Source organism: Microbacterium pratiae (genome assembly GCF_047302165.1).
In the GTDB taxonomy this organism is placed as follows: domain Bacteria; phylum Actinomycetota; class Actinomycetes; order Actinomycetales; family Microbacteriaceae; genus Microbacterium.
This window is the reverse complement of the sequence record NZ_CP154843.1, coordinates 1155613-1181994: the sequence shown is the minus strand read 5'-3', so window position 1 is coordinate 1181994 and position 26382 is coordinate 1155613. Positions and strand designations below refer to the sequence as shown.

Annotated in this window: 21 protein-coding genes; 19 read left to right on the top strand and 2 right to left on the bottom strand. The window is 72.2% G+C overall.

Annotation, left to right across the window (positions count from 1 at the left end; genetic code table 11):
- Positions 1-6: 6 nt before the first annotated feature.
- From AA0Y20_RS05500 to AA0Y20_RS05470, 7 genes are all read left to right on the top strand, one after another.
- The gene (locus AA0Y20_RS05500) at positions 7-948 is read left to right on the top strand and encodes an ABC transporter permease (protein ID WP_412937937.1); all 942 of its coding nucleotides are present in this window, start codon (positions 7-9) and stop codon (positions 946-948) included.
- The gene (locus AA0Y20_RS05495; protein WP_412937936.1) at positions 945-2810 is read left to right on the top strand and encodes a dipeptide/oligopeptide/nickel ABC transporter permease/ATP-binding protein; all 1866 of its coding nucleotides are present in this window, start codon (positions 945-947) and stop codon (positions 2808-2810) included. Before AA0Y20_RS05500 ends, AA0Y20_RS05495 begins: the two co-directional genes overlap by 4 nt.
- On the top strand, positions 2807-3655 hold the full coding sequence (locus AA0Y20_RS05490) for an ATP-binding cassette domain-containing protein (protein WP_412937935.1): 849 nt from the start codon (positions 2807-2809) through the stop codon (positions 3653-3655). Before AA0Y20_RS05495 ends, AA0Y20_RS05490 begins: the two co-directional genes overlap by 4 nt.
- A gap of 195 nt (positions 3656-3850) precedes the next feature.
- Positions 3851-6136: a beta-glucosidase gene (locus tag AA0Y20_RS05485; protein WP_412939709.1), complete on the top strand. Its 2286-nt coding sequence runs from the start codon at positions 3851-3853 to the stop codon at positions 6134-6136.
- A complete protein-coding gene (locus tag AA0Y20_RS05480; RefSeq protein ID WP_412937933.1) occupies positions 6133-7290 on the top strand; it encodes a serine hydrolase domain-containing protein in 1158 nt (385 codons plus the stop codon). Before AA0Y20_RS05485 ends, AA0Y20_RS05480 begins: the two co-directional genes overlap by 4 nt.
- Positions 7287-10064, top strand: coding sequence for a family 78 glycoside hydrolase catalytic domain (locus AA0Y20_RS05475; RefSeq protein WP_413332186.1), 2778 nt, complete (start codon positions 7287-7289; stop codon positions 10062-10064). The genes AA0Y20_RS05480 and AA0Y20_RS05475 overlap by 4 nt, the downstream gene beginning before the upstream one ends.
- 73 nt (positions 10065-10137) lie before the next feature.
- Positions 10138-11895: a DUF5605 domain-containing protein gene (locus tag AA0Y20_RS05470; RefSeq protein WP_412937930.1), complete on the top strand. Its 1758-nt coding sequence runs from the start codon at positions 10138-10140 to the stop codon at positions 11893-11895.
- 18 nt (positions 11896-11913) lie between these two features.
- Here the strand turns inward: AA0Y20_RS05470 and AA0Y20_RS05465 are convergent, their stop codons facing one another.
- The gene (locus AA0Y20_RS05465; protein WP_412937928.1) at positions 11914-12630 is read right to left on the bottom strand and encodes a FadR/GntR family transcriptional regulator; all 717 of its coding nucleotides are present in this window, start codon (positions 12628-12630) and stop codon (positions 11914-11916) included.
- A 107-nt stretch (positions 12631-12737) separates the two neighbouring features.
- On the opposite strand from AA0Y20_RS05465, the gene AA0Y20_RS05460 reads away from it, so the two are divergent.
- The 8 genes from AA0Y20_RS05460 to AA0Y20_RS05425 are packed head-to-tail and all read left to right on the top strand — an operon-like array spanning position 12738 to position 21373.
- A complete protein-coding gene (locus tag AA0Y20_RS05460; RefSeq protein WP_412937926.1) occupies positions 12738-14120 on the top strand; it encodes an MFS transporter in 1383 nt (460 codons plus the stop codon).
- Positions 14117-15856, top strand: a complete 1740-nt coding sequence (locus AA0Y20_RS05455; RefSeq protein ID WP_412937924.1) for a dihydroxyacetone kinase family protein — start codon at positions 14117-14119, stop codon at positions 15854-15856. Before AA0Y20_RS05460 ends, AA0Y20_RS05455 begins: the two co-directional genes overlap by 4 nt.
- Complete coding sequence (locus AA0Y20_RS05450) at positions 15853-16323, top strand: ribose-5-phosphate isomerase (RefSeq protein WP_412937922.1); 471 nt, start codon at positions 15853-15855, stop codon at positions 16321-16323. The genes AA0Y20_RS05455 and AA0Y20_RS05450 overlap by 4 nt, the downstream gene beginning before the upstream one ends.
- A complete protein-coding gene (locus AA0Y20_RS05445; RefSeq protein WP_412937921.1) occupies positions 16323-17108 on the top strand; it encodes a triose-phosphate isomerase family protein in 786 nt (261 codons plus the stop codon). Before AA0Y20_RS05450 ends, AA0Y20_RS05445 begins: the two co-directional genes overlap by 1 nt.
- Positions 17105-17926: a sugar phosphate isomerase/epimerase family protein gene (locus tag AA0Y20_RS05440; protein ID WP_412937920.1), complete on the top strand. Its 822-nt coding sequence runs from the start codon at positions 17105-17107 to the stop codon at positions 17924-17926. The genes AA0Y20_RS05445 and AA0Y20_RS05440 overlap by 4 nt, the downstream gene beginning before the upstream one ends.
- Entirely contained in the window at positions 17926-18774 is an 849-nt protein-coding gene (locus tag AA0Y20_RS05435) for a phosphogluconate dehydrogenase C-terminal domain-containing protein (RefSeq protein ID WP_412937919.1), read from the top strand. Before AA0Y20_RS05440 ends, AA0Y20_RS05435 begins: the two co-directional genes overlap by 1 nt.
- Before the next feature lie 11 nt (positions 18775-18785).
- Positions 18786-19541, top strand: a complete 756-nt coding sequence (locus AA0Y20_RS05430; protein WP_412937918.1) for an SDR family NAD(P)-dependent oxidoreductase — start codon at positions 18786-18788, stop codon at positions 19539-19541.
- Between the two features lie 2 nt (positions 19542-19543).
- Positions 19544-21373 carry a hypothetical protein gene (locus AA0Y20_RS05425; RefSeq protein WP_412937916.1) on the top strand — a complete coding sequence of 610 codons (1830 nt, stop codon included), beginning with the start codon at positions 19544-19546 and terminating at the stop codon, positions 21371-21373.
- A gap of 104 nt (positions 21374-21477) precedes the next feature.
- Here the strand turns inward: AA0Y20_RS05425 and AA0Y20_RS05420 are convergent, their stop codons facing one another.
- Entirely contained in the window at positions 21478-22482 is a 1005-nt protein-coding gene (locus AA0Y20_RS05420) for a LacI family DNA-binding transcriptional regulator (protein ID WP_412937915.1), read from the bottom strand.
- Positions 22483-22607: 125 nt separating this feature from the next.
- On the opposite strand from AA0Y20_RS05420, the gene AA0Y20_RS05415 reads away from it, so the two are divergent.
- Genes AA0Y20_RS05415 through AA0Y20_RS05400 form a run of 4 tightly spaced genes read left to right on the top strand, consistent with a single transcriptional unit; the run spans position 22608 to position 26360 of the window.
- Positions 22608-23027, top strand: coding sequence for an L-rhamnose mutarotase (locus AA0Y20_RS05415; protein WP_412937914.1), 420 nt, complete (start codon positions 22608-22610; stop codon positions 23025-23027).
- Positions 23024-24190, top strand: coding sequence for an L-rhamnose isomerase (gene rhaI / locus AA0Y20_RS05410; protein ID WP_412937913.1), 1167 nt, complete (start codon positions 23024-23026; stop codon positions 24188-24190). The genes AA0Y20_RS05415 and rhaI overlap by 4 nt, the downstream gene beginning before the upstream one ends.
- Positions 24187-25503, top strand: a complete 1317-nt coding sequence (locus AA0Y20_RS05405; RefSeq protein ID WP_412937911.1) for an MFS transporter — start codon at positions 24187-24189, stop codon at positions 25501-25503. Before rhaI ends, AA0Y20_RS05405 begins: the two co-directional genes overlap by 4 nt.
- The gene (locus AA0Y20_RS05400) at positions 25500-26360 is read left to right on the top strand and encodes an alpha/beta hydrolase fold domain-containing protein (protein WP_412937910.1); all 861 of its coding nucleotides are present in this window, start codon (positions 25500-25502) and stop codon (positions 26358-26360) included. The genes AA0Y20_RS05405 and AA0Y20_RS05400 overlap by 4 nt, the downstream gene beginning before the upstream one ends.
- The last annotated feature ends 22 nt before the right edge of the window (positions 26361-26382 follow it).

Below are 26382 nucleotides of genomic sequence, written 5' to 3'. Positions count from 1 at the left end.
GGCATCATGCTCACATTCATCCTGCGGCGCCTGCTCTCGGGCGTCGTGCTGATCGCGGTGATCTCGTTCCTCGCGTTCGTCCTGCTCTACGCCGGCGGGGGCGACATCGCCCGCCGCATCCTGGGCGAGAACGCGACCGCCGAGACCGTCGCGAAGAAGACCGAGGAACTCGGTCTGAACCGTCCCCTCCTCGTCCAGTACGGCGACTGGGTCGCCTCGGCCCTCACCGGGAACCTCGGCCGCAGCTGGTTCACGGGCGAGCTCGTCTCGGTGAGCGTCAGCGGGCGCCTCGCCGTCACGCTCTCGCTCGTCCTGGGCGCGACCGTCGTCTCCGCCATCCTCGCCGTCGTCCTCGGTGTGCTCGCCGCGCGCCGCGGCGGCATCGTCGACGGGGCCGTGCAGTTCCTCTCGCTCGTCGGATTCGCCGTGCCGGGCTTCCTCATCGCCCTGCTGCTCGTGCTCGTCTTCGCGATCAACCTCGGGTGGTTCAAGGCGACCGGGTACGTGCCCATCACGACATCGCCGACCGGATGGATCGCCTCGGTGACCCTGCCCGTGGTCGCCCTCTCACTGGGCGCGATCGCGACGGTCGCGGCACAGGTGCGCGGCTCGGTCATCGACGCGATGTCTCGCGACTACGTCCGCACGCTCCGCTCGCGGGGCCTCGGCATGCGCTCGGTCATCTACAAGCACGTCCTCCGCAACGCGGGCGGACCGGCGCTGGCCGTCCTGGCCGTGCAGTTCGTCGGCCTCCTCGGCGGCGCGGTCGTGGTCGAGCAGATCTTCGCCATCCCCGGCATGGGGCAGCTGAGCGTCCGCTCCACCACCCTCGGCGACGTCCCCGTCGTCATGGGCCTCGTGATCGCCTTCGCGATCATCGTCGTCATCGTGAACCTCCTGATCGACCTCGCCCAGGCCGCTCTGAACCCGAAGGTGAGACTGTCATGACCGCCGTCGACGTCCCTCCCGCCGTCCCGATCGCCCCCGTGCGGGTGAACCTGTTCCGCCGCCTGCTGAAGAAGCCGCTCGGGGTCGTCTCGGCGCTGTTCCTGCTGCTGGTCGCCGTCATCGCGATCATCGGCCCCGCGATCGCGCCGCAGGACCCCAACTTCGCCGACATCCGCAGCATCCTCGCCCCGCCCAGCGCCGCGCACCTCCTCGGCACCGACGGCAGCGGCCGCGACGTGCTGTCACGGCTGCTCGCGGCGACGCAGACGAGCGTCGCCGCGGCCCTCATCGCGGTCGTCGTGGCCGTGATGCTGGGCGTCGTCAGCGGGCTCATCGCCGGCTACTACCAGGGGTGGTTCAACACCGTCGCCACGTGGGTGACCGAGCTGAACATGGCGCTCCCCGGCATCGTCGTGCTGCTCGCGGCACGCGCCGTGCTCGGCCCGTCCGTGTGGATCTCGATGCTGATCTTCGGCATCCTGCTCGCCCCCGCCTTCTTCCGGCTCGTCTACGCGGCGGTCACAGCGGTACGCGGCGAGCTGTACGTCGACGCCGCCCGCGTCTCGGGGCTCGGCGACGGCCGCATCATCGGCCGCCACGTCCTCGCCGTCGTCCGGGCGCCCATCATCATCCAGGGCGCGATCATCTCGGGCATCGCCCTCGCGATCCAGTCGGGCCTCGAGTTCCTCGGGCTCGGCGACGTCAACGTGCCCACGTGGGGCTCGATGCTGACCGACGGGTTCAAGAACATCTACAAGACGCCCGTCCTGATGATCTGGCCCTCGCTCGCGATCGCCCTGACGTGCATCGCGCTCACGCTCCTCGCCAACGTCATGCGCGACGAGCTCGAGCGCACCGTGACGGTCCGCCGCAAGCGTCGTCGTGCCGTCACCACCGCGACCGGCTCGGTCGCCGCCGTCACCACTTCGGTGTCGACCGGTGGCGGCGAGCCCATCGAGGACCTCGACGAGCTGCCCGTCGTCGAGGGGGCGGGCGTCATCGTCCACCCCGAGGACGCACGCAGCAAGGCGACCGAACGTGTGCTCGAGATCCGCGACCTGCACGTCGGCTACGACCAGCCCGATGGCTCGCACATCGAGGTGGTGCACGGCGTCTCGCTCGACATCCGCCGGGGCGAGGTGCACGGCCTCATCGGCGAGTCGGGCTCGGGAAAGACGCAGACCGCCTTCGGCGTGCTGGGCCTCCTCCCCCGCGGCGGCCGGGTGACCGGCGGCTCGATCCGCTACGAGGGCATCGAGCTCGCCGACGCCTCCGACCGGGTCTACGCCGGCGTGCGCGGCAAGCGCATCGGCTACATCCCGCAGGAGCCGATGAGCAACCTCGACCCCGCTTTCACGATCGGCAGTCAGCTCGTCGAGCCCCTGCGCACGACGCTCGGCCTGTCGAAGAAGGATGCGACCGAGCGCTCGCTCGACCTGCTCGCGCGCGTCGGCATCCCCCAGCCCCGGCGCACGTTCGACGCCTACCCGTTCGAGGTGTCGGGCGGGATGGCGCAGCGCGTGCTGATCGCCGGGGCGGTCTCGACCGACCCCGACCTGATCATCGCCGACGAGCCGACGACGGCTCTCGACGTCACGGTCCAGGCCGAGGTGCTCGACCTGCTCCGCGACCTCCAGGCGGAGCGCCACATGGCGATGCTGCTCGTGACCCACAACTTCGGCGTCGTGGCCGATCTGTGCGACCGCGTGACGGTCATGCAGAACGGGCGCTTCGTCGAGCAGGGCCCGGTGCGCTCGATCTTCCACGACGCACGTCATCCGTACACCCGCGCGCTGCTCGACGCGATCCTCGACGAGGGTCCCGCCCGCCCGGCGCTGGCCACGAAGGGAGCGAGCGCATGACCGCTCCGCTGCTCGAGGTCTCCGACCTCGTCGTCGAGTACCCCGGCAAGGGCTTCCGAGCCGAGCCGTTCCGCGCCCTCAAGGGGGTCTCGCTCGACATCCTGCCCGGAGAGACCGTCGGGCTCGTCGGCGAATCGGGATCGGGCAAGACCACGCTCGGACGCGCCGCGCTCGGCCTCGCACCCGTCACCGAGGGCTCGATCGTCTTCGACGGCCGCGACATCTCGCACCTGTCCCGGCGCGAGCGGCGCCCCCTCAGCGCCGACATCCAGGTCGTGTTCCAAGACCCGTACTCGTCGCTGAACCCGTCGATGACGATCGAGCAGATCCTCACCGAGCCGCTCACGGCGGCCGGGGTCGGCACGCGCGAGGCCCGCGACCGCGTCCGCGAGCTGCTCGACCAGGTCGGCCTCCCCGCGGACGCGCGCAGCCGTCTTCCGCGCGAGTTCTCGGGAGGTCAGCGTCAGCGCGTCGCGATCGCCCGCGCGCTCGCGCTGCGTCCCCGCTTGATCGTCTGCGACGAGCCGGTCTCGGCCCTGGATCTGTCGACCCAGGCCCGGGTGCTCGATCTCTTCATCGAGATCCAGGAACGCACCGGGGTGGCCTATCTCTTCGTGACGCACGACCTCGCGGTCGTCCGCCATGTGAGCCACCGCGTCGCGGTGATGTACCGCGGCGAGATCGTCGAGTCGGGCGACGCCGACCAGGTCACCGCGCGGCCGGAGCACCCGTACACGCAGCGCCTGTTCATGGCTGCGCCCGTTCCCGACCCCGATCGGCAGGAGGAGCGTCGCGCCGCCCGACGCGCGTTCCTCTCGTCGGAGGCCGCGCGCGGCGCAGCCTGAACGGATGCCGGGGCTCCCGTTCCGGCGCCCCGGCATCCATCCCCTCACCCCCTCTCGCTTGGAGTCCCCGTGACCGCGTCCACCGAACACCTCCGTCCCCTGCTCGACCGGCTCTCGCTGGAGGACAAGGCCGCCCTCGTCCAGGGCGCCGACTTCTGGACGACGGTGCCGCTACCGGCGATCGGGCTGCGGGCGATGACCCTCTCCGACGGCCCCGCCGGCGTGCGCGGACCGCGATGGGATGAGCGCGACCCCTCGCTGAACCTGCCCTCCGGATCGGCGCTCGCGGCGTCGTGGGACGCCGATCTCGCCTACCGCTACGGCGCGGCGTCGGCCTCGGAGGCCCGCCGCAAGGGCGTCGACGTCGTGCTCGGCCCGACCATCAACCTGCACCGCTCGCCGCTCGGCGGACGTCACTTCGAGTGCCTGTCCGAGGACCCCGAGCTCACCGGCGAGCTCGGCGCCGCCTACGTCCGCGGCCTGCAGGACAACGGGGTCGCCGCGACCCCCAAGCACTACGTCGCCAACGACTCCGAGACCGACCGCTTCACGGTCGACGTGCAGGTCGACGCCCGCGCGCTGCGCGAGCTCTACCTCGCCCCGTTCGAGCGCACCGTCGCCGACGCGGGCGCCTGGGCGCTCATGAGCTCGTACAACTCCGTCGACGGCGTCACGATGACGGAGAACGACCTGCTCGAGACCCCGCTGAACTCCGAGTGGGGCTTCGACGGCGTCGTCATCAGCGACTGGACCGCCGTGCGCTCGCTCGGCGCCGTGCCCGCGGCCCAGGACCTCGCGATGCCCGGCCCGGCGCCGGCGTACGCCGACCTCGTCGCCGCGGTGCGCGACGGCCGGGTCGACGAGGCCGACCTCGACCGCAAGGTGTTGCGCATCCTGCTGCTCGCCGAGCGGGTCGGCGCCCTCGGCGACAGCACCCCGCGCGAGACGGCCCCGGTCGACGGCGTCGCGTTCGCGCGGGAGGCCGCCGTCGCCGGGACCGTGCTGCTCCGCAACGACGGGACGCTGCCGCTCGACGCCGCCGTCCTCCGCCGGGTCGCCGTCCTCGGACAGAACGCGCGGGATGCCCGGACCCAGGGCGGCGGGTCGGCGACGGTCGTCCCCGAGCGCGTGGTCTCGCCGCTCGACGGATTGCGTGAAGCCCTCCCGGACGCCGACGTGCGCTTCGAGATCGGCGCCGTCGTGCAGGAGGGCGTCGCGGAGCTGCCGCTGTCGCAGCTGACGAACCCGGTGACGGGCGAGCCCGGCATGCGCGTGAGCTTCCTCGATGCCGCCGGCCGCGAGATCTTCGCCGAGAACCGGCGCTCGACCGCTCTCGTGTGGTTCGGCGGCGACGCTCCGATCGGAGAGAGCTCGACGATCGTCTACGAGACGCGCCTCACCCCGGACGAGTCCGGCGAGATCGAGCTCGGCTTCGCCGGGGCGAACCCCGGCCGCCTCTTCGTCGACGGCGAGCTGCGCCTCGACGACACTCCCGTGCTGACCGGCACCGACCTCGGCGCGGCGTTCCTCAACCCGCCCTCGCTCACGGCACCGGTCACGGTGACGGCGGGCACCCCCGTCGACATCCGCGTGGAGTTCGCTCGGGCGGGCAGCGGTGCGATCGCGGGCGCCTTCTCGGCCACGGTCGGCATCGCCCCCGAGCGCACCGACCCCGACGAGCTGATCGCCCGTGCGGTCGAGGCCGCCGCGGCGGCCGAGGTCGCGGTCGTCGTCGTGGGCACGAACTCCAAGGTCGAGTCCGAGGGGTACGACCGGGCCGACCTCGACCTCCCCGGCCGCCAGGACGACCTCGTGCGGGCGGTCGCGGCGACGGGCACTCCGACGATCGTCATCGTCAACGCCGGCTCGCCGGTCGTGCTCCCCTGGGCCGGCGACGTCGCCGCCGTGCTGCAGGGCTACTTCGGCGGCCAGGAGTTCGGCCACGCCCTCGCCGACATCGTCACGGGCGCCGCCGAGCCGGGCGGCCGCCTTCCCACCACCTGGCCCGCCGCGCTGTCGGACGTCCCCGTCACCGACGTGACGCCGACCGACGGCGTGCTGCGCTACGACGAGGGCATCCACATCGGCTACCGGGCCTGGCTGCGCGACGACGTCGAGCCCGCCTTCGCCTTCGGGCACGGACTCGGCTACACGACCTGGCGATGGGATGCCGCCGAACGCCGCGGCGACGCGCTCGCGGTGACCCTCACCAACACCGGCGATCGCGCCGGCAGGCAGGTCGTGCAGGTCTACGCCGAACGGGAGGGCTCCGTCGTCGACCGGCCGGTGCGCTGGCTCGTCGGCTTCGCCGTCGTGCGCGCCGAGGCCGGACAGACCGTGTCGGTCGAGATCCCGGTCGCCCCGCGTCGCCTGGCTCACTGGGACGGCGCCTGGGTCGTCGAGCCCGGCACCTATACCCTGCACACGGGAGCGTCGGTGGCCGAGCTCCCGCTCACCGCGGAGTGGGAGGTTCCCGCATGACCACCGAGTCGACCACCGAGCTGACCACCGAGCTGACCGGCATCCTGCGCGGGCAGGCCGACGACCGCCTCGCCGCGGTCGTGACCGAGCTCGAGGAGATGCTCGCCGCCGATCCCGATCTGTCTTTCCAGGTCGCGGCGATCCACCGCGGCCGCACCGTGCTCGACGCCTGGGGCGGCCCGCACCTCGACGGCGACTCCGTCATCGTGCCGTACTCGGTCACGAAGAACACGATCGGGCTCTCGGTCGGGCTGCTCGTCGAGCGGGGCGAGATCGACCTGGACGAGCGCGTCGCGCACTACTGGCCCGAATTCGGGGCGAAGGGCAAGGGGGCCGTCACCGTCCGTCAGCTGCTGTCGCATCAGGCCGGCCTTCCGCAGACCGATGACCCCCTCACGTGGGACGAGCTGCTCGACCACCACGCCGCCGCGGCGCGACTCGCCGACTCGACACCGTTCTGGCACCCCGGCAGCGCCTTCGGCTACCACGCGATCACGATCGGCAGCCTCGGCGACGAGCTCGTACACCGCGTGACCGGCCGCACCCTGCACGAGTTCTACGAGACGGAGATCCGGGCGCCCCACGCGATCGACTTCCATCTCGGGCTGCCGACGGAGCTCGAGCACCGACGCGTCGACGTGCTGCCGATGATACGGCCCGTCTCCGACACCGCGGAGCGGTCGTCATCGGCACTCGGCCCGAAGGTGTTCGCCCCCGCCGCGGGCGGCCTCGACCTCGCCAACTCCCCGCGGAGCTGGCGCTACGGGCATCCCGCCGGCAGCGGTACCGGCTCGGCCCGCGGCCTCGCCCGACTGTTCGCCGCCATGGTCACGGGTGTCGACGACGCCGCACCGGTGCTGAGCGCCGACACCGTGGCCGTGATCGGCCAGCAGCAGGTCCGCGGCTACGACGAAGTGCTCCACCAGCACGACCGTGCGCACGCCATCGTCTTCCAGAAGCCGTCGCAGCAGCTCGCCTTCGGCGGACCGCGCGCGTTCGGTCACGACGGAGCCGCCGGCGCGCTCGCCTGCGTCGATCCCGACACGGGGCTCGCCTTCGCCTGGACGATCGCCCGCGGGCCCTGGCCCGGCGGCGCCGATCCGCGCGCTGTGGCGCTGGCCGCGCGGCTCGGCCGCATCCTGGGCGACGCATGAGCGCCGCCGTAGCGACGCTGCGCGCCGAGCTGCGCGACGACACCGCTTTCGTCGCCACCCCGACACCGCGGCTGAGCTGGACCGTCCGGACCGACGAGCCCGCATGGCTGCAGCAGCGGGCCGAGATCGACGACGGCTCGGGCCCGGTCGCGTTCGAGCACGACGAGAGCGCGCTCGTGGCGTGGCCCTTCGCCCCGCTCGCGCCCGGCGAGACGCGGCGCGTGCGCATCCGGGTCTCCGGCGTCTCGGGCACGGTGACGCCTTGGAGCGACGACCTCGTCGTGGCGGCGGCCTTCCTCGCCGATGGCGAGTGGGTCGCCGAGCCGGTCGGGCTCGCCGATCCGCAGCGTGCGGCCCAGCCCGCCGTCGTCCGCACCCGGTTCCGGCCGGCCCGCCCCGTCGCCCGCGCGATCCTCTTCTGGACGGCGCTCGGTTCGGCCGAGCCCGAGATCAACGGCACCCCCGTCTCGGACAAGGTGCTCGCCCCGGGATGGACCGCCTACCGGGATCGTCTCGTGCACGAGACCGTCGATGTCACCGACCTCCTCCGCGACGGCGAGAACGAGCTCTCCGCGACGCTCGCGGGTGCCTGGTACACCGAGAAGTACGGCTTCTTCGCGTTCGCCGACCGCCTGTACGGCGACCAGCCGTCGTTCCTCGCGCAGCTGCGCGTGACGTACGACGACGGCACGATCGAGACCCTCGCCGCGACCGGAGCGGGATGGGAGGCGGCCGGCGACGGGCCGATCGTCGACTCCGGCATCTACGCCGGCGAGCACCAGGATCTCGCGCGCACGGCGACCGCGTTCTGGACGGCTCGGGTCGGCGCGGCGGCACGCCCCGGTTACGAGAACGTGCCGACCCCCGAGGCGCGCATCGCTCCGCCGGTGCGACGCACCCAGACGCTCCCGGTGTCGGAGGTGCTCACCACGCCCTCGGGCGGCCGCATCCTCGACTTCGGTCAGAACCTCGTCGGCCGGATCCGCCTACGCGTGCGCGGCCGGGCCGGTCAGCGCGTCGTCATCCGCCACGCCGAGGTGCTCGAGCATGGCGAGCTCGCGCTGCGGCCGCTCCGCAACGCGGCGGCCACCGCCACGTTCGACCTCTCCGGCGACGACGACGTGCTCGAATCCCGCTTCACCTTCTACGGTTTCCGCTACGCGGAGGTGACCGGCTTCGACATCGACCCGGCCGGCGTCGAAGCCGTCGTCCTCCACACCGACATGACGCGCACGGGGTGGTTCGCGTCGTCGGCCCCGCTCATCGACCGGCTGCACGAGAACATCGTGTGGGGGATGCGCGGCAACTTCCTCTCGATCCCGACCGACTGCCCGCAACGCGACGAGCGCCTCGGCTGGACCGGCGATCTGCAGGTCTTCGCACCGACGGCATCCTTCCTCTACGACTGCGCCGGGTTCCTGACGTCGTGGCTGCGCGACCTCGCTCACGAGCAGCGCCGCAGCGGCGGCTCCGTTCCGGTCGTCGTCCCTGCCGCACTGACGGCCTTCGGGGCGTTCGGGGTGAGCCCGGCCGCCTGGGGGGATGCCGCGACGGTCGTGCCCAGCGTGATGCACGAGCGCTTCGGCGACCGCGACGTCGTCGCCGCTCAGTACCCGAGCATGCGCTCGTGGGTCGACGCGGTGGCAGCGGATGCGGGCGAGAGCGGGCTGTGGGCAGGACGCATGCAACTGGGCGACTGGCTCGACCCCGCCGCCCCGCCCGACAAGCCGGGCCAGGCGAAGGTCGACTCCGACATCGTCGCGAGCGCCTACTTCGCCCGCTCGCTGCGGCAGGTCGCCGACGCGGCCGGGCTGCTCGGGTTCGACGCGGACGCCGCGCACTACGGGGCCCTGGCGGAGCGCAGCCGCTCGGCCTTCGTCGCGGAGTACGTCACGCCCGCCGGCCGGATGGTCAGCGACGCACCTACCGCCTACGCGCTCGCCCTCGAGTTCGACCTCGTCGTCGACCACCGAGTGCGCGCGGCGCTCGCGACCCGGCTGGCCGACCTCGTCCGCGAAGGTGGCTACCGCATCGGCACCGGGTTCGTCGGCACACCGCTCGTCGCCGACGCCCTCACCGAGGGCGGACGACGGGATGCCGCCGAGCGTCTGCTGACGCAGACGGAGTGCCCGTCGTGGCTGTACCCGGTCACGCAGGGCGCGACGACCGTCTGGGAGCGCTGGGACTCGCTGCTGCCCGACGGCAGCGTCAATCCGGGCGAGATGACCTCGTTCAACCACTACGCGCTCGGCGCGGTCGCCGACTGGCTCCACCGGACGGTCGCGGGCCTCGCCCCGGCGGCCCCGGGCTACCGGCGGCTGCGGATCGCGCCACGCGCACTGCGCTCGCTCGACCACGCCGCGGCGCGACACCTCACGCCGTACGGCGAGGCGAGCGTGGCGTGGCGCCGCGAGGGCGACGAGGTCGCGGTCACCGCTGTCGTGCCGCCGAACACGCGCGCCGACGTCGACCTCCCGGGCCTGCGCGCCGACGTCGGGTCGGGAACGCACGAGTGGCGCTTCCCCGCCGAGACCCCGCCGGAGCCCCGCCCGCTCGACGGCCTGAGCGCGTCGCTCGCCGACGTGATCGACGACCCGCGGGCGTACGACGCGCTGCTCGGTGCGCTCGAGCGCCACGCCCCGGAGCGAGTGCCGTCCGTGCGCGACGAGACCCGCTGGGGCGCGGGCCGGACGGTGAGCTCCGTGCTCATGTTCAGCCCGCCCGATCTGCTCACGGCCGTCGACTCCGCCATCCGCGACGCCACCGCGCGCTGATCCGCCTGTTCCGCCCGCCCGTCACGCCACCCCGTCCGCCCCCCGCCCACCCGTCCCCGCCCAGGAGGCATGAATGTTCGACCGCGCCACGACCTTCGGTGAAGCCCTCGACGATCCCGCCGCGCGCGCCATCCTCGAGCGATACATGCCCGGGGTCGCCGCCTCGCCGATGGCGACGCAGTTCCGGGGCGGACGTCTCGGCCAGCTCGTCGCCATCGTGCCGGCGCTCGAGGACCTCGCCGAGCGCGAGCGCTTCTTCGCCGCCCTCGCCGAGGTCGGCAGTGGCGCGCCTCGCCCGCCCTATGCGCCGGCGATCGACCCCGACCCGTCGTACGAGAGCGACGACGTCGCGCGCGGATCGGCGTCGCTCTCGGTGCCGGCGAGCGCGGCGCTGTGGGATCCGATCGAGATCCGGCTGACGGGGCCGACGCACGGCAACCCCTTCGTCGACGTCGAGCTCGACGCGGTCTTCGAGCGGGACGGGGCCGAGGTGCGGGTCGGCGGCTTCTACGACGGCGACGGCGTCTACGTCATCCGCGCCCTCGCCGACACGGTCGGGACCTGGACGTTCCGCACCCGGTCGACGGCGCGCTCGCTCGACGGCATCACGGGCGGCGTCGAGGTCGTCGCGGCGCGGGCGGGCTCGCACGGCCCGGTTCGTGTGGACGGGTTCCACTTCCGGCACGCCGACGGCACGCGGCACCGGCCGCTGGGAACGACCGCCTACGCCTGGACCCACCAGCCCGACGCCCTGCAGGAACAGACACTCGCCACGCTCGCGGCCGCGTCGTTCGCGAAGCTCCGCATGTGCGTCTTCCCGAAGTCGTACCTCTACAACAGCGACGAGCCCGCCGACTTTCCCTTCGTCGGCAGCCTCGCCGACGGGTTCGATCTCGAGCGGTTCGACCCCGCGCACTTCCGCCGGCTCGAGAAGCGGATCGCGCAGCTCGGCGAGCTCGGCATCGAGGCCGACGTCATCCTCTTCCACGCCTACGACCGGTGGGGCTTCGCCGATCTCGGTCCCGCCGTCGACGAGCGGTACCTGCGCTACGTCGTGCGCCGCTTGTCGGGGTATGCGAACGTCTGGTGGTCGATGGCCAACGAGTACGACCTGCTCTGGTCGAAGGACCTCGACGACTGGGAGCGGCTCGCCGCCGTCGTCGGCGAGGAGGACGCGTTCGGCCACCTGAACTCGATCCACAACTGCCGACCGGTCTACGACTACGACAGGCCCTGGATCACCCACGTCAGCATCCAGCGGGTCGACGTCTACCGCACGGCCGAGAACACCGACCAGTGGCGCGAGCAGTGGGGAAAGCCCGTCGTCATCGACGAGTGCGCCTACGAGGGCGACATCGATCAGGGCTGGGGCAACATCACCGGCGAGGAGATGACGCGGCGTTTCTGGGAGGGCGCGGTGCGCGGCGGCTACGTCGGCCACGGCGAGACCTACTACCCGCCCGCGCACGGCCGCGACGACGAGATCCTCTGGTGGTCGAAGGGCGGTGAGCTGCACGGCTCGTCACCCGACCGGATCGCCTTCCTGGAGCGCCTGCAGGACGAGTCGCCGACCGGGGTCTGGGACCCCCTGCCGAGCGATTGGGACGTTCCCTGGGGCGGGGTCGCGGGAGCCGTGAAGGTCGGCTACTTCGGCTTCAACCGCCCGCGGTTCCGCAATGTCATGCTCGACGAGGGGTCGTGGCGGGTCGAGGTCATCGACACCTGGAACATGACGGTCGAGCCGGTGCCGGGTGAGCATCGCGGTCAGCTGCGCGTCGAGCTTCCCGGCCGCCCCTACATGGCTGTCCGCCTCACCCGCCTCGCCGACTGACCAGGGGCCCGCGGGCGGTCAGGGGGCGATGCGGCGGGCGGCGGTGGCCATGTGCGCGGCCATGGCCGAGGCGGCGGCATCCTCATCGCCGGCGACGACGGCACGGGCGATCTCCTCGTGCTCGGCGAGCGCGCGGCGGGCCTGCTCGTCGTCGTGGACCGCGCGGTCGGCGTAGACCTGCAGCAGCGACCGCACGACGTGCAGCAGATCGATGAGCATGGCGTTGCCGGCGATGCGGGCGAGCTCATGGTGGAACGCGAGGTCGGCGCGGGCGAAGGCGCCCAGGTCGCTCAGCGTCGACCGCATCCGTTCGACGTGGGCCTCGAGGTCGCCGGAGCCCTCCGCCGCCGCCGCGAGACGGGCGACGTAGATCTCCAGCCCCGATCGCAGCTCGATCAGCTCGTGCGTGTTCCGCTCGCCGATGAGCAGTCCCCACCGCAGCGTCTGGGGCAGCAGCTCGCTCGCCGCGCCGCGCAGGTACGTGCCCGAGCCGGGGCGCACGTCGACGATCCCGAGGATCTCGAGCGCCGCGAGCGCCTCGCGCACGGCGGACCGCCCGACCTCGAGCGTCGCGGCGAGCTGGCGCTCCGGCGGCAGCCGCGTGCCCGGTGCGACATCGCCCGACGTGAACAGGTCGAGCAGACGTCGTGCGACCTCCGAGACGGGGGTGCGCGCCGGGAGCGCTGCGAGGGATGCCGCGAGGTCGGGCGATCCGTCGGAGCGATAGGCGGGCATGACGACCAACCTACCCGGCGGAATCGGGTTTGCAATTGGTCAACCGGTTTGCCAAACTAGCCGAGCGATGAGGCAACCCATCGCGCAACCGACGATGGGAAGTCAGCGTGGACACCTCTTCCGAAACGGAATCACCCGTAGCCCGTTCCGCGATCCGCAAGGTCGCAATCCGCCTCGTGCCGTTCGTGGCGTTGATGTTCTTCATCAACTACCTCGACCGCACGGCGATCGGCTTCGCCGCCCCGAACGGCATGAACGACGACCTCGCCCTCAGCGCCGCCCAGTTCGGGTTCGCCTCGGGGGTGTTCTTCATCGGCTACATCCTGCTCGAGGTGCCCTCCAACCTCGCGCTGCACCGATTCGGCGCCCGCAAGTGGCTCGCACGCATCATGGTCAGCTGGGGCATCGTCGCCGTGCTCTTCACGTGGGTGCAGAACTTCGAGCAGCTCGTCATCCTGCGCTTCCTGCTCGGCGTAGCCGAAGCCGGCTTCTTCCCCGGGGCGATCCTGTTCCTCAGCCTCTGGGTGCCCTCGCGCTACCGCGGCCGCATCCTCATGCTCTTCTACCTGGCCCAGCCCCTCACCACCGTGATCGGCGCCCCGCTGGCCGGCGCCCTCATCCAGCAGCACGGCGTCTTCTTCGGACTCGAGGGCTGGCGGTTCATGTTCCTCGGCGTCGCGATCCCCGCCGTCATCGTCGGCGTCGTCGCCTGGTTCTACCTGAAGGACTCCCCCGCCGACGCCACCTGGCTGACCGCGGACGAGAAGACCTGGCTCACGGGAGCCCTCGCGGCCGAGCGTTCGGCCACGGAGGCCCGCGAGAAGCACGTCTCGGCGCGGTTCGCGTTCCGCAGCGGTCGCGTCTGGGCCCTGTCCTTCATCTACTTCGGCTTCATCTACGGCCTCTACGCTCTCGCGTTCTTCCTCCCCACGATCATCGAGGGCTTCCAGGAGCAGACGGGCCAGACCTTCGACGTCTTCCAGAAGGGCCTCATCACCGCGATCCCGTACCTCCCCGCAGCGATCGTCATGGTGCTGTGGTCGCGCGATGCGCACCGCCGAGGCATGAAGACCTGGCACATCGCGGTGCCCGCCGTGGCCGGCGCCGTGTCGATCCCGCTCGCGCTCTTCGCCGGCTCGCCCGCCGCGACGATCGCCGTGATCACGATCACCGCATGTGCGATCTTCGCAGCCCTGCCGAACTTCTGGACCCTTCCCACCCGCTTCCTCACGGGAGCCGCAGCCGCCGCCGGCGTCGCCCTCATCAACACCGTCGGCAACCTCGCCGGGTTCAGCGCGCCCTACATCACCGGCGCCGTCCGCGACTGGACCGGCGGCTACGAGATGCCGATGGTCATCGTCGGCGTGATGATGCTCGTCTCGGCCGTGCTGATGGTACTGCTCGCCCGCGGCGACCGGATGGCACCGGCGACCGTCCCGCGAACAGGCGAGACGACAGCCGCGACGCACAACGGACCCGCGGCACGATGACCCGCCTGTGGAACGACCCGGCCGACTTCGCCGACGAGATGATCGAGGGCTTCGTCGCGGCCAACGCGCGCTATGTCCGGCGCGTCTCGGGCGGCGTGGTCCGCACCGCCCCCGCGCCCGAGGGCCGGGTGGCCGTCGTCGTCGGCGGCGGGTCGGGGCACTACCCGGCCTTCGGCGGGCTCGTGGGCTCCGGCCTCGCCGACGGCGCCGCGATGGGAAACCTGTTCGCTTCGCCGTCGACCCAGCAGATCCACTCCGTGGCGCGCGCCGCCCACTCCGGCGGCGGGGTGCTCTTCTCGTACGGCAACTACGCCGGCGACGTGCTCAACTTCGACGCGGCGCAGGAGCGCCTGCGCCGCGAGGGCATCGCCTGCGAATCGGTGGCGGTGACCGACGACATCGCCAGTGCGGCAGCCGACGAGGCGCACCGGCGGCGCGGCATCGCGGGAGACCTCACCGTGTTCCGCTCCGCGGCGGGTGCGGCATCCGCCGGGTACGACCTCGCGGACGTCGCGCGTGTGGCGCGCCTCGCCAACGACCGCACCCGCTCGTTCGGCGTCGCGTTCTCGGGATGCACGCTCCCCGGCGCCTCCGCGCCCCTGTTCAGCGTTCCCGAACGGCGCATGGCGATTGGGCTCGGCATCCACGGTGAGCCGGGCATCGACGAGGCCGAGGTGCCGACCGCCGACGGGCTGGCCGAGCTGCTCGTGTCGAGGCTGCTCGCCGAGCGCCCCGACGGCGCGGACGGACGTGTCGTCCCCATCCTGAACGGCCTGGGCTCGCTCAAGCACGAGGAGATGTTCGTCGTCTACCGGCGCATAGCTCGACTGCTCGCCGAGACGGGCCTGGAGGTGATCGACCCGCACGTGGGCGAGTACTGCACGAGCTTCGACATGGCCGGCACCTCGCTGACGCTGTTCTGGCTCGACGACGAGCTCGCCGAGCTGTGGGAGACCCCCGTCGACACCCCCGCCTACCGCCGCGGTTCCGTCGCGCCCGACGCCTCCGCCCGGGCGGCTCGGCCCGAGGACTCCGGAACAGGCGAGGCCGACAGTGCGATCGTCCCCGGCGACAGCGAGTCGCAGTCCGTCGCCCGCCTGATCGTCGAGGTCGTCGACGCGGTCGCCTCGACCGTCGACACCCACATCGACGAGCTGGGACGCATGGACGCGATCGCGGGCGACGGCGACCACGGCATCGGGATGCAGCGCGGCTCGCACGCCGCCCGCACTGCCGCCCACGAGACCGCGGCCGACGGGGCGGGCGCCGCCACGACGCTCACCCGCGCCGCGGACGCCTGGTCCGACCGCGCCGGCGGCACGTCCGGGGCGCTGTGGGGCGTCATCCTCACCTCGGTCGCGAGCGCGCTCGGCGACACGGGCCGACCGGATGCCGCGGCCGTCGCGAACGGTGTCGCCGCCGCGACCCGCGGGGTGATGTCGTACGGCAAGGCCGAGCTCGGCGACAAGACGATGGTCGACGCGCTCGTGCCTTTCAGCGCGGGGCTGTCGAGGAGCGTCGCCGCCGGAACGACGCTCGCCGAGGCCTGGCGCACGGCGGCGTCCGCCGCCACGACCGCCGCCGCCGCGACCGCCGCCCTGCTGCCCCGCATGGGCCGGGCGCGCACCCACGGCCAGCACAGCGTCGGCACCCCCGACCCGGGTGCGCACTCGCTCGCGCTCATCGCAACCGCCATCGGCGACGTGCTCACCCACCACGAGAGGAACCCGTCATGACCGAACCGCTCCGCATCGTCATCGGCTGCGACGACGCCGGCTTCGACTACAAGGAGGTGCTCAAGCGCGACCTCGAGGCCATCGACGGCGTCGCGTCGGTCGTCGACGTCGGCGTCGGCGCCGACGGGCACACCCCCTATCCGACCGTCGCGATCGAGGCCGCCGAGCGGGTCGCGCGCGGCGAGGCCGACCGCGCCCTGCTGATCTGCGGCACCGGGCTCGGCGTCGCGATCGCCGCGAACAAGGTCACCGGCATCCGCGCCGTCACGGCGCACGACTCGTTCTCGGTCGAACGCGGCGTCCTGTCGAACAACGCACAGGTGCTGACGATGGGCCAGCGCGTCGTCGGCATCGAGCTCGCCCGACGCCTCGTCCGCGAGTGGCTGACCTACCGATTCGACGCCGCCTCGGCCTCAGCCGAGAAGGTGGCCGTCATCGATCGATACGAGAGCACCGGATCCTGCTGATGCTCCCCGTGACCGTCGGGGTGAGCCTCAAGGCGTACTTCGGCCGACGCGCCGCCCGTGTGTGGTTCGGTGAGGTCGCCGCCGTCGTGGGCGCCCATGAGGCCGTGCGCAACGGCGACGTCGAGGTGTTCGTCATCCCCACGTACCTCCAGTTCGACGACGCCCGCGACTTCCTCGCGCCCGCCGGCATCCAGGTCGGCGTCCAGGACGTCTCGGCTCATGAGCCGGGCGCCTACACGGGCGAGATCACGGCGGCCGAGGTCGCCGAGTCGGGCGGGACGTTCACGGAGGTCGGCCACGCCGAGCGCCGGCGCCTCTTCGGCGAGACCGACGAGATCACGGCGGCCAAGGCCGCGGCGGCCCTGCGGCACGCCATCACCCCGGTGCTGTGCATCGGAGAGTCGGAGCGGATGGATGCCCCGGCCGCGGCGCGCACGACCGTCGCACAGCTCCGCGCCGACCTCGCGGGCGCTCCCGCGGGCCGGGTCGTCGTGGCGTACGAGCCGGTCTGGGCGATCGGGGCTCCCGAGCCCGCGCCGACGGAGCACATCGTCGCCGTGAGCCGTGCGCTCCGGGCCGCGCTCGACGCCGACCCCGCGCGCGTCGGATCGAGCGTCATCTACGGCGGATCGGCCGGGCCCGGTCTGCTCGCGCGGCTCGAGGGCGCGGTCGACGGCCTCTTCCTCGGGCGGTTCGCGCACGACGCCGCCGCCTTCGGCCGCGTCATCGACGAAGCCGCGGAGCTCGCGGCATCCCGCAGCACCCCGGACGGAGCTACATCGTGATCGGCCTCGGCACCTACGCCTTCCTGTGGGAGCACTCCGACCGTGCGCCCCAGCCCCTCTCGCTCGTCGGCGCGTTCGAGCGCACCCGCGAGCTCGGCGTCGACCTGTTTCAGATCTGCGACTACGCGCCGCTCGAGCTCATGGACGACGTCGAGCTGGACGATGCGGCCGCCGCAGCCCGCGACCTCGGCCTGACCATCGAGGTCGGGACGAAGGGCGTCGCCCCCGAGCGGCTCACCCGATTCCTCGAGCTCGCGGCCGTCTTCGACGCGCGGCTCGTCCGCAGCATGATCTACGCCCCCGACTCCCGGCCGACGCTGGCACAGGCGGAGGCGTGGCTGCGCGGCATCCTGCCCGCCTACGAGGCGGCCGGAGTATCCCTCGCCCTGGAGACCTACGAGCAGGTGTCGACCGCCGACCTGACGCGCCTGATCGCAACGATCGGCAGCCCCGCCCTCGGCGTCTGCCTCGACCCCGCCAACGTCGTCGCGCGACTCGAGCTGCCGCGCGAGACCGTCGAGCTGGCAGCGCCCTACGTCACGAACATCCACGTCAAGGACTTCGCCTTCGCCCGGCAGCCCGGCTGGGTCGGCTTCACGTTCACGGGAACCCGCATGGGCGAGGGCCTGCACGACTACCCCCATCTGCTCGAGACCGTCCGGCCGCGCGAGCGCGAGGTCAACGAGCGCAAGGTCAACGAGCGCGAGGTCAACGAGATCGTCGAGCACTGGCTGCCCTGGCAGGGCGATGCCGAGACCACTGTCCGAACCGAGCGGGAATGGACCCGCGCCACCCTGGAATACCTGAGGAGCACCTGATGAGCCACACGATCGCCGTCGTCGGAGCAGGCGGGAAGATGGGCATGCGCGTGTCCAACAACCTCGTGAAGACCGACCACACCGTCTTCTACGTCGAGAACTCGCCCGCCGGCCGCGAGCGCACGATCGCCGCAGGGCGCGAGCTGACGGATGCCGCCGACGCGGTCACCGACGCCGACATCGTCGTGCTCGCCGTGCCCGACCTCGCACTGGGTCCGGTGACCGCCGACCTCGTTCCGCAGCTTAAGCCGGGCGCGATCGTCCTGACGCTCGACCCGGCCGCCGCCTACGCGGGCCTGCTCACGACGTGCGACGACGTCATCCAGGCCGTCGCGCACCCGTGCCACCCGTCGGTCTTCCTCGAGCGGACCACGAAGGAGGAGTGGGCCGACACGTTCGGCGGCATCGCGGCCCCGCAGGACGCGATCGCTGCGATCGAGTCGGACGACCCCGAGAAGCAGCGCATCGTCGAAGAGACCGTGCGGGCCATCTACGCGCCGGTCATCGACGTGCACTGGGTGACGATCAAGCAGCTCGCCCAGCTCGAGCCGACCCTCGTCGAGACCGTCGCCTGCATGATCGGGTCGCTCCTGAACGAGGCGCTCGACGAGGCGATCCACACGATGGGCGTGCCCGAGGCGGCGGCCCGCAGCATCCTGTACGGCCACACCCAGGTCGCCCTCGCGAACGGTCTGCGCGGCGACAACCCGTTCAGCGATGCGTGCCTGATCGCGATGGACTACGGTCGCGAGAGCATCATCAAGGACGACTGGAAGAAGATCTTCCGCGACGACGAGCTCGACAAGAACCTCGCCCGGATGCTGCACCTGGACCACATCGAGCGCTGAGGACGACGACGATGACGAGACTGCAGGGCAAGACGGCGCTCGTGACCGGCGCTGCGATGGGTATCGGGCACGCCGTCGCCGAGCGGTTCGTCGCGGAGGGCGCGCGCGTCGTTCTCGCCGACCGCAACGGGCCGACGGTCGGCGACGCCGCGGCCGCGCTCGGGCCGCTCGCGCGTGCGGTCACCATGGACATCGCCGACGAGTCCGCCGTCGCGGCGGCCTTCGCCGAGCTCGAGGCCGCCGGCTGGACACCCGACGTCGTCGTCGCGAACGCCGGCGTCCAGCTCTTCGGGCAGGACGCCCCCGCCGCCGACCTCGACCTCGAGGTCTGGCGGCGGACGATCGACATCAACCTCACCGGGACGTTCCTGACGGTGAAGTACGCCGTCCGCGCGCTGCTATCGCGCGGCGGCGGGTCGATCATCCTGACCGGGAGCCCGACCGCCGTCAACGGCGAGGGGTGGGCGTTCACCGCCTACAGCGCGTCGAAGGCCGGCGTGCACGGGCTCGGCCGCACGGTCGCCGCGGCGTATGCCGATCGCGGCATCCGGGTGAACATCGTGCAGCCGGCGTATACCGAGACGCCGCTCGTGTCGGCCATCAGCGACGACCCCGAGTCGCGGGCAGCCATCGTCTCGCGCATCCCGGTGGGTCGCGCGGGCACCCCCGCCGACGTCACCGGCATCATGGTCTACCTCGCGAGCGACGAGGGCTCGTTCGCGACGGGTGCGACCTTCTCGGTCGACGGCGGCATGACGACCCTCTGAGGATGCCGACGATGTGGGGGCGCGACGAGGCGGACCGGCGACGGATCGGAGCATGGGAGTTCGAGCTGCGCGGCGACGAGCTCGCCGACATCCGGCGCGACGGCCGCCTTGTGCTGCGCAGCATCCGGGCCGTCGTGCGCGACCGCGATTGGAACACGGTCGACCTCGTCGTCGACCGTGTCGCCGCCGGCGAGGCGAGCATCATGCTGCACGTCCGCAGCACCGACGAGCGGATGCCGCTGAGCGGCGTCGTCCGCGCCGAGGTGCGCGGCGAGAGCCTGCGGGTGCTGTGCGACCTCGAGGCGGCGACGCGCATCGAGACGAACCGCACCGGCCTCGTCGCCCTCATCCCGCCCGCAACGGCCGGGGCCGGGCTATCGGTGACGCACCGTGCCGGCGGCACGTCGGAGACGACGCTGCCGATGGCCATCAGTCCCCACCAGCCGGTGCTCGACATCGCAGGTCTGCGGTGGCGCCACGACGGCATCGAGGTCGGCCTCGTGTTCGACGGCGACGTGTTCGAGATGGAGGATCAGCGCAATTGGACCGATGCCTCGTACAAGGTCTACAGCCGGCCGCTCGCGCTGCCGTTCCCGTACCCGGTCGAGGCGGGCGAGCGCGTGCGGCAGGCCATCACCGTCACGGCTGAGCCCGTGCCGGTGCCGGGTGCCGTACCGGACGCGGATGCCGCCGCCGAGGGCGACGAACCCGAGGGCGCGGTGATCGAGCTGCGGCCCGCCGGGGCCTTCCCCGCGATCGGGCTGAGCGCGTCGACCGCGCCCGACCCCGCGCCTGCAGGCATCGGCGACGGCGGCGCGGCGACCACACTCGTCGAGCTCGACCTCGCGTGGCCGGGATGGTCGGCGGCGCTCGAGCGCGCGGCATCCGAAGGCCCTTCCCTCGACGTCCGGCTCGTGCTGCCCGCCGAGGCGGGCGTGTCAGGCGACGCGGATGCTGCGATCGCCGCGGCGCTCTCCGGCGCGGTTGCCGCGCTCGGTCGTCATCGTGTGACCCGGGCGACGGCGTTCCAGCCCAGCGGGGCGGCTCGGCACGTGTCGGATGAGGCGGCCGTCGCACTGCTCCGAGATGTGCTGGAACGCTCGGGCCTCACCGTGCCCGTCGTCGGCGGCGTGCGCTCGCACTTCACCGAGCTCAACCGCGAGCAGCACCGCCTGCCTCGGGATCTCGCGGGTTTGACGTTCAGCGTCACCCCGCTCTTCCACAGCCGCGATACGGAGCAGCTCGTCGAGTCGCTCGCGATGCAGCGACGGGTCGCGACGCAGGCCGTCGAGATCGGCGGCGGGGTGCCGGTGCACGTCGGTCCCGTGACCCTGCGGCCGCACTTCAACGACGTCGCCACGACGGCGCCGCCGCGTACCGCGGCATCCGATCTGTCGGCCGGCTACGGCACGCACCTGACCGATGCGGACGACCCGCGGCAGCGCGCGCCCGAGCTCGCGGCGTGGACGATCGCGAGTGCCGCGGCTCTCGCCGTTCCCGGTGTCGCGAGCCTGACGTTCTTCGAGTCGTGGGGTCCGCGCGGCATCGTCGATGCCGACGGCACGGTGCTGCCCGTCGCCGAGGCGATCGCAGCCCTCGCCGCCCTCGCGGGCTCCGAGCTGCTGTCGGGCGCGAGCCCCGACGGCCTCGTCTGGGCCATCGGTGCCGAGCGTCGGGGCGAGGTCACGGTGCTGGCAGCCAACCTCGACACCCGCCCTCGCACGCTCACGTTCACCATCCCCGCCCACCCCACCCTTCTTTCCCCCACCCCTCTCTCCCCCACCCTCCTCTCCCCCACCCTCCTCTCCCCCGGCACCTGGTCCCGCCTCTGACCCCCGCCCCGCCTCGCACCGAGGACGCGCGAACGCACGGTCAGAGCGGCCCAACACCGTGCAGATCTGCACTCTCGCCGCTGGTCAAGAGCGGAACTGAGGGATCAGCCGGTGGAGTCGCGGACGACGAGCTCTGGGCGGAACCGCACGCGGCGCTCGTGCTCGCCCGCGGGGTCGTCGAGGCCGCGCAGCAGGAGGTCGACGGCGCGGTATCCGATCTCGTGCGCGGGCTGGCGGATCGAGCTGAGCGGCACGACGGTGGCCGACGCGAAGTCGATGTCGTCGTAGCCGATGAGCGCGACCTCCTCGGGAACGCGCAGCTGCCCGAGCACCGCGAAGGCCTGCAGCACCCCCACGGCGAGCAGATCGTTCGCCGCGAACACCGCGTCGACACGGTCGTCCCCGCGGCGCTCACGCAGCCGCTCACCCGCAGCGCGGCCGTGCAGCACCGAGAGGGCGGGTACGGCGATCTCCTCCAGGCGGGCACCGGCGACCTCGGCCACCGCGCGCCGCGCACCCTCGAGACGGTCGGCGACCTGACGGATCGACACCGGCCCCCGAACGAACGCGATGCGCCGACGCCCGCGCGCGAGAAGGTGCGACACGGCGAGGTACCCGCCCTCGACGTCGTCGACCGAGACCGAGGCGAAGACGTCGTCGGGCACCTCGCGGTCGACGAGGACGACCGGCACGCCGGCCGCCTGCAAGCCGCGCAGCCGCTCGAGATCGTCGCTCGCGGGGGTGACGAGCACGCCGTTGACGCGCTGTTCGCGGAAGAGGTCGAGATACGCCGACTCGCGCTCGGGCTTCTCGTCGCTCGTGCTGAGCAGCACGGCCATGCCGCTCTCGGCCGCACGCTCCTCCGCGCCGCGCGCCACCTCGGCGAAGAACGGGTTGCCGATGTCGAGCACCACGAGCCCGATCGAACGGCTGCGACCGGCGCGCAGCTGCCGCGCCGCGTCGTTGCGTACGAACCCGAGATCGGCGATCGCCTGCTGAACGCGGGCGACCATCTCGGGCGACACGCGCGTCGGGTTGTTGAGGACGTTCGAGACGGTCCCCACCGAAACGGATGCCGCGACCGCGACATCCCGCACGCTCACTGCCATGCACACCACCGTAGCGCGAGCGCGACAGCAACGGCAGGATATGGGTAAGCGCTTGCCGTTTGTGTCCGCGCGCACAACCCGCTACGCTCGTGAAACGATTCACAACCGCTCACCAAGGAGCCTCGATGACGAGTGCATCTGCCCACCGGGTCTGCTTCTCGCTGCAGATCCGTCCGGACCTGCTCGATGAGTACATCGCCCGGCACACCCCTGTCTGGCCCGAGATGCTGGCGGAGATCGCGGCATCCGGCCGTCGCAACTACTCGCTGTTCCTCGGCGAGGGCGGCCGGCTGATCGGCTACTACGAGGTCGACGACGACGCCGCGGCCCGGGCGTACCTCGCCGCATCCCCCGTCGCGGCACGGTGGGAGGCCGAGATGGCCCGCTTCTTCGTCGGGCTCGAGGGGCGCCCCGACCAGGCCGCGACGCCCCTCACCGAGGTCTTCAACCTGCACGACCAACTCGCGGCGACGGACACCGGCGCCGTCACCGACACAGCCTCACCGACATCCATCCCCACCGACGAAAGCGACGACGCATCGTGAGCACCCTCTCCCCCGACCACTTCGCCCGGCTCGAGCGCCAGGGCATCGAGCTGCCCAGCTGGGCGTTCGGCAACTCGGGCACGCGCTTCCGCGTGTTCCCCACGGCGGGCACGCCGCGCGATCCGTTCGAGAAGATCGCGGATGCCGCCGAGGTCAACCGCGTCACCGGGCTCGCGCCCGCCGTCGCGTTGCACATCCCCTGGGACAAGGTCGACGACTTCGGCGCCCTGCGCCGCCACGCCGAGGATCTGGGCGTCGCGCTCGGCACGATCAACTCCAACACGTTCCAGGACGAGGACTACAAGTTCGGCGCCCTCACCCACGAGGACGACGCGATCCGCCGCAAGGCCATCGACCACCACCTCGAGTGCATCGACGTCATGGATGCCACGGGCTCGCGCGACCTGAAGATCTGGCTGGCCGAGGGGTCGAACTACCCCGGGCAGAACGACATGCGTGCACGTCAGGACCGCCTGGCCGACTCGCTGCAGCGGATCTACGACCGCCTGACGGGCGAACAGCGCCTCGTGCTGGAGTACAAGTTCTTCGAGCCGTCGTTTTACCACACCGACGTCCCCGACTGGGGGACGAGCTACGTGCAGGTGGCGGCCCTCGGCGAGCGCGCGATGGTCTGCCTCGACACCGGGCACCACGCCCCCGGCACGAACATCGAGTTCATCGTCATGCAGCTGCTGCGCCTCGGAAAGCTCGGCTCGTTCGACTTCAACTCGCGCTTCTACGCCGACGACGACCTCATCGTGGGCGCGGCCGACCCGTTCCAGCTGTTCCGGATCCTCGTCGAGGTGCTGCGCGGCGGCGGCTTCGACAACCCCGACGTGGTCTTCATGCTCGACCAGTGCCACAACATCGAGGCGAAGATCCCCGGGCAGATCCGTTCGGTGCTCAACGTCCAGGAGATGACGGCGCGTGCGCTGCTCATCGACGCCGACGCCCTCGCCGCCGCGCGCACCGCGAACGACGTCCTCGGCGCGCAGGCGGTCTTCATGGACGCGTTCTACACCGACGTCCGGCCGGCCCTCGCCGAGTGGCGCGAGTCGCGGGGACTTCCCGCCGACCCGATGGCCGCATACGCGGCATCCGGCTACCAGCAGAAGATCGAAGCCGACCGCGTGGGAGGCACCCAGGCGGGGTGGGGCGCATGAGCAGTACGCGCACCCGGCGCCCGCTGAGCGCCTGGAAGGCGACCATCGCCGTCGCCATGTCGAACTACATCGAGGCCGGCGCCATCATCGCGCTCGCCACGAGCCTGACGCTCTGGCAGGAGGCGTTCGGGTTCGACGACGGCGTCGTCGGGATCGTCGCCGCCCTGTCGGCCAACGCTTTCGGCGCCGCGATCGGTGCGGCGATCGGCGGTCCGCTCTGCGACCGGCTCGGCCGCAAGTTCATCTACACCTACGACCTGATCGTGTTCATGCTCGGCGCTCTGGCCGTCACGTTCGCGCCGAACCTCGCGATCCTGCTCGTCGGAGTCATCCTCATGGGCATCGCCGTCGGCGCGGGCGTTCCGGCATCGTGGACCTACATCGCCGAGGAGGCCCCGAACGAGCACCGGGCCGCACACGTGGGCACGGCCCAGCTCGCCTGGTCGATCGGCCCGGCGGTCGGGTTCCTGCTCGCGGTCATCGTCGGTCCGCTCGGCCTGCTCGGCTCGCGTCTGATCTTCTTCCACCTCTTCGTCATCGCCGCCGTCACGTGGTGGGTGCGCCGCGGACTCCCCGAGTCGCGCCGGTGGAAGAGCCAGCGCGAGGCCGCGCTCGTCGCGGGCGAGCGCCCGTCGTTCTTCTCCGGCATCGTGGGCCTGCTCAAGGAGCCGAAGAACTGGGGCGCCCTCGCCTTCCTCATCGGCGTGTACGGCCTCTGGAACACCGTCGCCGGCCAGGCCGGCATCTTCCAGCCGCGGGTGTACGACGCGGCGGGCCTCCACGACCCGATGCAGCAGAACCTGCTGCAGGTGCTCGTCTGGAGCCTCACGGCGGCGGCGACGTTCTTCGGATTCATGCGCTTCGGCGACCGGGTGCGCCGCAAGTGGCTGTACCTCGGCGGGGCGGCGCTCGGCGTCGTCGCGTGGGCCGTGCTGATCTACGCTCCCCCGGGCCTGTTCTCGCTGCTCTTCTTCGCCGTCGCGTGGGGTGTCTCCGCCGGTGTCGGAGCCCAGGCGTTCTACGGCCTGTGGACCGCCGAGCTGTTCGCGACGCGCTATCGCGCGAGTGCGCAGGGCGTGCTCTTCATGCTCGCGCGTGTCATGGTCGGGCTGCTGAGCCTCGTCTTCCCGGTCCTGCTGTCGGGTCTCGGGCTCGCCGGCCTGGGCGTCATCATCCTCGGCCTGCTCGTCGCGGCGCTGCTCATCGGCACGATCTGGGCACCGAACACCGAGGGCAAGTCGCTCGAGGACATCGAGCTCGAGCGCTACGGCCGGCACGTGCCGAGCCCGGCGGAAGAGTCGGTGCGGCGATGAGCGCCGCTGCGGCCGCCGCGCCCTCCCCGACGTCCGAGGCCGGGGGCCTCATCCGGCTCTACCGCGCGGCGGAGCCCGACGGCACCGGCCTCGTGTGGATGCACGGCGGCGGCTTCGCGTTCGGCGACCTCGACATGCCCGAAGCGGATGCCGTCGCGCGCGAGCTCTCCGCCGCGGGGACGACGGTCCTCTCCGTCGACTACCGCCTCGCCCCGGTCCCGCCCACGTGGGACGGCGCCGACCAGCAGAGCGAGGACCGGAGCGGCAACCGCTACCCGGCGGCATCCGACGACGTCCTGCGCGCGTGGGAGTGGGCGACGGCGCACGCCGACGAGCTGGGCGTCACGCGCCTCGCGATCGGCGGCGCGAGCGCGGGGGCGAACCTCGCGACGGGGGCGACCCTGCGCCTTCTCGGCGCGGGCGGCGACCTGCCCCACCTCGTCGTGCTCGCCTACCCCACCCTCCTCGCGGTGCAGCCGGCCCCCGGTCCCGCGCTGCGCGCCGCCCTCGCCGCTCACCCCGAGCACGACCGGTTCGGAGCCGACGTCGTCCGCGCGATGTACGAGAACTACCTCGGCGGCTCGGTGATCGGCGCGCCGATCGCCGCGGTGCCGGGCCTCGCGTCGACCGGTGAGCTGCGGGGCTTCCCTCCGACCCTCATGATCAACAGCGAGATCGACGAGCTGAGCGTCTCGGGCGACGTGTTCGCCGCGACGCTGCGGGCCGCCGGCGGCGATGTCGACGTCATCGTCGAGCCGGGCACCGATCACGGCCATCTCAACCGGCCCGAGCATCCGGGCTTCGCCGCCTCGATGAGACGCGTCGTCCAGCGATTCGCCTCGCTCGCCGCATCCTGACCTCCCCTCCCTACCCCGAAGG